The organism is Pseudoalteromonas sp. Z1A6, from assembly GCF_011378745.1.
Classification (GTDB): domain Bacteria; phylum Pseudomonadota; class Gammaproteobacteria; order Enterobacterales; family Alteromonadaceae; genus Pseudoalteromonas; species Pseudoalteromonas arctica.
The window spans coordinates 1-4291 of the sequence record NZ_WTKW01000347.1; the positions used below are offsets into that span (position 1 = coordinate 1).

1 protein-coding gene, 4 tRNA genes and 1 pseudogene are annotated in these 4291 nt (G+C 39.0%); 2 read left to right on the top strand and 4 right to left on the bottom strand.

The window, feature by feature from the left end:
• The first annotated feature begins 179 nt into the window (after window positions 1–179).
• Together GQR46_RS16775 and GQR46_RS16780 are read left to right on the top strand one after the other, a co-directional pair.
• Window positions 180–1595 (top strand): sodium:alanine symporter family protein, encoded by a 1416-nt coding sequence (locus GQR46_RS16775; RefSeq protein ID WP_165741609.1) that lies wholly within the window; start codon window positions 180–182, stop codon window positions 1593–1595.
• Window positions 1596–1763: 168 nt separating this feature from the next.
• A pseudogene (locus tag GQR46_RS16780) lies at window positions 1764–3346 on the top strand (BCCT family transporter).
• A 429-nt stretch (window positions 3347–3775) separates the two neighbouring features.
• Here the strand turns inward: GQR46_RS16780 and GQR46_RS16785 are convergent.
• The 4 genes from GQR46_RS16785 to GQR46_RS16800 all read right to left on the bottom strand — a co-directional run bounded on the left by GQR46_RS16785 (window position 3776) and on the right by GQR46_RS16800 (window position 4205).
• Window positions 3776–3862 (bottom strand) — tRNA-Leu (locus GQR46_RS16785).
• 38 nt (window positions 3863–3900) lie between these two features.
• Window positions 3901–3974, bottom strand: a tRNA-Cys gene (locus GQR46_RS16790).
• 19 nt (window positions 3975–3993) lie between these two features.
• Window positions 3994–4069: transfer RNA gene (locus GQR46_RS16795), tRNA-Gly, on the bottom strand.
• Window positions 4070–4118: 49 nt separating this feature from the next.
• Window positions 4119–4205: transfer RNA gene (locus tag GQR46_RS16800), tRNA-Leu, on the bottom strand.
• Window positions 4206–4291 lie beyond the last annotated feature (86 nt).

Genomic DNA, 4291 nt, shown 5'->3' on the forward strand with positions numbered 1-4291 from the left:
AGCGTTATTTGCATAAAATAGTAATTAAAATTAAGCCCCAAGCAAGCGCACACGATAAGCACAAGTTACCCACAAAACCCTGTTGATAACTCTGTTTTTGAACTTTAAAACTAAACACTTTTATCCTGATGTGATAAGTTGCGGTCACTTTTTTTAACTCATGTATTTAGGCAGTATCCATGACAGACATAATAAACAGTATAAGTGCCCTTCTATGGGGCCAAGTTCTCGTCTACTTATTAATAGCAGCAGGCCTCTTTTTTACTTTTCGACTAGGCTTTATTCAGTTTGTGCAATTTCCACATATGTTCAAAGTTATGTTTGGCTCTCGTAAATGTGCCGATAATGAAATTTCATCCTTTCAGGCTTTTTGTACTTCGTTAGCTGCACGTGTTGGTACAGGTAATATGGCTGGTGTTGCTGTTGCCTTATACCTAGGTGGGCCAGGTGCTATTTTTTGGATGTGGCTTATTGCATTAATAGGTATGGCTACAAGCTTTGCTGAAAGTACTTTGGCTCAGGCTTATAAAACAAAAGATGCTGATGGCAATTTTAGAGGTGGCCCTGCTTATTATATGCAAAACGGCTTAGGTAAACGCTGGATGGGGACTTTATTCTCGTTATGCTTAATTTTAGCCTTTGGTTTGGTATTTAACGCCGTACAGTCAAACTCTATTGCTGCAGCATTTGAAGTAGCGTTTGATGTACCTAAGTATATAGTAGGCATTTGCTTGGTTATTGGCTCTGGTATTATTATTTTTGGTGGTTTGAAAACGATTTCTCGTTTTGCTGAAATGGTTGTCCCATTTATGGCATTAGCTTACTTGTTAGTTGCTCTTTATGTATGTGCTATTAACTTTACTGCATTACCTGATGTAATTGTACTTATAATAAAAAGTGCTTTTGGTATTGAACAAGCTGGTGCAGGTGCAATTGGTTATGGTGTTACACAAGCTATGATCCAAGGTATAAAGCGTGGCTTATTCTCAAACGAAGCTGGTATGGGTAGTGCAGCTAATGCCGCAGCTACTGCGACACCTTACCCTCCTCATCCAGCATCACAAGGTTATGTGCAAATGCTAGGTGTATTTATTGATACTATTGTTATTTGTACAGCGACTGCTTCTCTTATTTTACTATCGCAGCAATTAGTACCTGAATCTGGTGTTATGGGGATTGAACTCACACAAGCAGCATTACAAGAACATGTCGGCGACTGGGGTACTTACTTTATTGCCATTGCTATATTATTTTTTGCTTTTACTTCTATTGTGGCTAATTACTCTTACGCTGAAACAAATTTAATGTTTTTAGAGCACAACTCTAAGAAAGGTATGTTTATCTTTAGACTTGTTGTTTTAGGTATGGTGATGTTTGGTGCTGTTGGTGAGCTTGGTTTAATTTGGACGCTGGCAGATATATCAATGGGTTTAATGGCCATTGTAAACGTTATAGCGTTATTTATGCTTTCAGGAGTTGTTGTATGGCTGTCGAAAGATTATAACGAGCAACGCAAGAAAGGTCTAATACCTACCTTTGATAAAAGTAAACATCCAAAACTCGATAAAGAGGTTGACCCCGAAGCCTGGAAATAAACAACAAACAGCGAGCTACGGCTCGCTTTTTTAGTTCTATAATTTATTTACGCACCCAATTTAATGTCAAACATCACTTTTAATAAAAAACTTATATTAAGCTTAAAACTATTTTATATTTAACTACGTAAATTAAGCGTAATTAGTTATCTATAATAAGGAGCACCAATGGATAACATGAGTAAAAAGTACAGTATCGACACGACCGATTATCAGGTAGGTCAAGATAATGTGCAAAAATGGGGATTTGACATTCATAATCCTGTATTCGGGATAAGCGCCTTCTTAGTCGTATTATTTGTCGTGCTAACTTTAGTTTTTGACCCTACTGTCACTCGAGATTTTTTAACGTCCACCAAAAACGCCATCATAAACCAATTCGATAGCTACTTTATGCTTGTCGCGAATGGCTTTGTGATTTTTTGTTTTGTTTTAGCGCTCTCACCTTTAGGGAAAATTAGACTAGGCGGCATAAAAGCTAAACCAGAGCATGGCTATTTATCTTGGCTTTCAATGTTATTTGCTGCAGGAATGGGCATTGGTTTACTATTTTGGGGAGTTGCAGAACCAACCGCTTATTTTACAGGTTGGTACCATATGCCAATGAATGCTGAGCCCAATTCAGCGCAAGCACATTCATTAGCATTAGGCGCAACGATGTACCACTGGGGACTACATGGTTGGTCTATCTATGCGGTTGTAGGATTAAGCTTAGCATTTTTTGCTTTCAATAAGGGATTGCCTTTATCTATACGCTCTGTATTTTATCCAATTTTTGGCGATCGCGCATGGGGGTGGCTCGGGCATATCATTGATATACTAGCTGTGCTTTCTACATTGTTTGGTTTAGCGACGTCATTAGGTCTTGGCGCGCAACAAGTGGTATAAATTACTTATTAGGTACCGACTACGGCACCGCATTTCAAATTACAGTTATTGGCTTAGTAACATGTATTGCTATTTTTTCTGTGATCAGAGGAATTGAGGGTGGTGTTAAAGTCCTTAGTAATATAAATCTGATTTGTGCATTTATTTTATTGCTCGCCGTTATTGGACTCACCTTTTCTGATGCGATTGGAGCCGTATGGTTCACCCTTGGTGCATATGTAGAACACTTTGTTCCATTAAGTAATCCTTTTGGAAGAACTGACGAAGACTGGATGCACTCGTGGACTGTATTTTATTGGGCGTGGTGGATATCGTGGTCGCCATTTGTAGGTATGTTTATTGCTCGTGTTTCTAAAGGACGTACCGTGCGTGAGTTTTTACTCGTAGTTATCGGGCTACCCACACTTCTTAGTTTGGTTTGGATGGGCGTATTTGGCAACATGGCAATAAACCAAGTTATAGATAAAGTAGGACCACTTGGACAAAATGGTCTAACTGATATTTCGGTAACACTATTTCAAGTATATGAACAACTACCGTTCTCTAGCTTTATATCTATTATGTCGATTGCATTAGTTTTAGTATTTTTTATAACTTCGTCTGATTCAGGCTCCCTAGTTATAGATGGTATTACAGCTGGCGGTAAAATTGATGCACCTGTTCCACAACGAATCTTTTGGGCAACAGTTGAAGGTGTTATTGCAGCGGTATTACTCTGGGTAGGAGGATCACAAGCATTGCAAGCGCTACAATCAGGTACTGCCCTACCATTCTCTATCGTGCTTATTTTGATGTGTGTTGCGCTCATTCAAGGCTTATTAAGTGAGTACCCCATTTACAAAACACAAATTACACAACAGTAACTATTATTAAAGCGGCCTATATGGGTCGCTTTTACACTTTTAATAAGTTTGAAGCCTGTAAGCTCTATAAATATCAACTCTTATATTATACCAATTCCAATAAATAGCTGATCTATTTTACTTGCTAAAACAACCCATTCCTTTGTTGTCAATTTCGTAAAGGGAACAACCATTTACATCAATTTACGCCTAGAACTGAATTGTTTTTTCGGCGTGAAATTCAGATCACATATTTAATGGAATTGGTATAACACGGTGAGTGAGCTATTTAATGCGATAAAATGATCATGCTTTAATAAGATTGGAGATGAATAATAAAATTAGTATTTGAAGATTTAGATGATAAAAATTTAGAGTTTCAGAATGAAGGTATTTATTAGAAGGTATTTTATAGAACGTATTTTATAAGCAGAGCGCTTAATAGAGAGATGGTGCCCGAGGCCGGACTTGAACCGGCACGACTTGTTAGTCGAGGGATTTTAAATCCCTTGTGTCTACCAATTCCACCACTCGGGCATCGAGTTTGCTAATTAAAGCGTGTGGAGTAAATTATATGGAGGCGGAACCCGGAGTCGAACCGAGGTAAACGGATTTGCAATCCGGTGCATGGCCACTCTGCCATTCCGCCTAAATGTATCCAAATAATTTGGAGCGGTACACGAGGCTCGAACTCGTGACCTCGACCTTGGCAAGGTCGCGCTCTACCAACTGAGCTAGTACCGCAAAATACTGTTTTATCAACTTCAAATCATCTTGGTAAAATAATTTAAAGTGGTGCCCGAGGCCGGACTTGAACCGGCACGACTTGTTAGTCGAGGGATTTTAAATCCCTTGTGTCTACCAATTCCACCACTCGGGCATCGAGTTTGCTATTAAAAGCAAGTGGATAAAACTAATATGGAGCGGTACACGAGGCTCGAACTCGTGACCTCGACCTTGGCAAGG

What these genes read in the sequence shown, in the direction of transcription:
- GQR46_RS16775 (WP_165741609.1), top strand. Translation starts at nt 180, where the DNA reads ATGACAGACATAATAAACAGTATAAGTGCCCTTCTATGGGGCCAAGTT.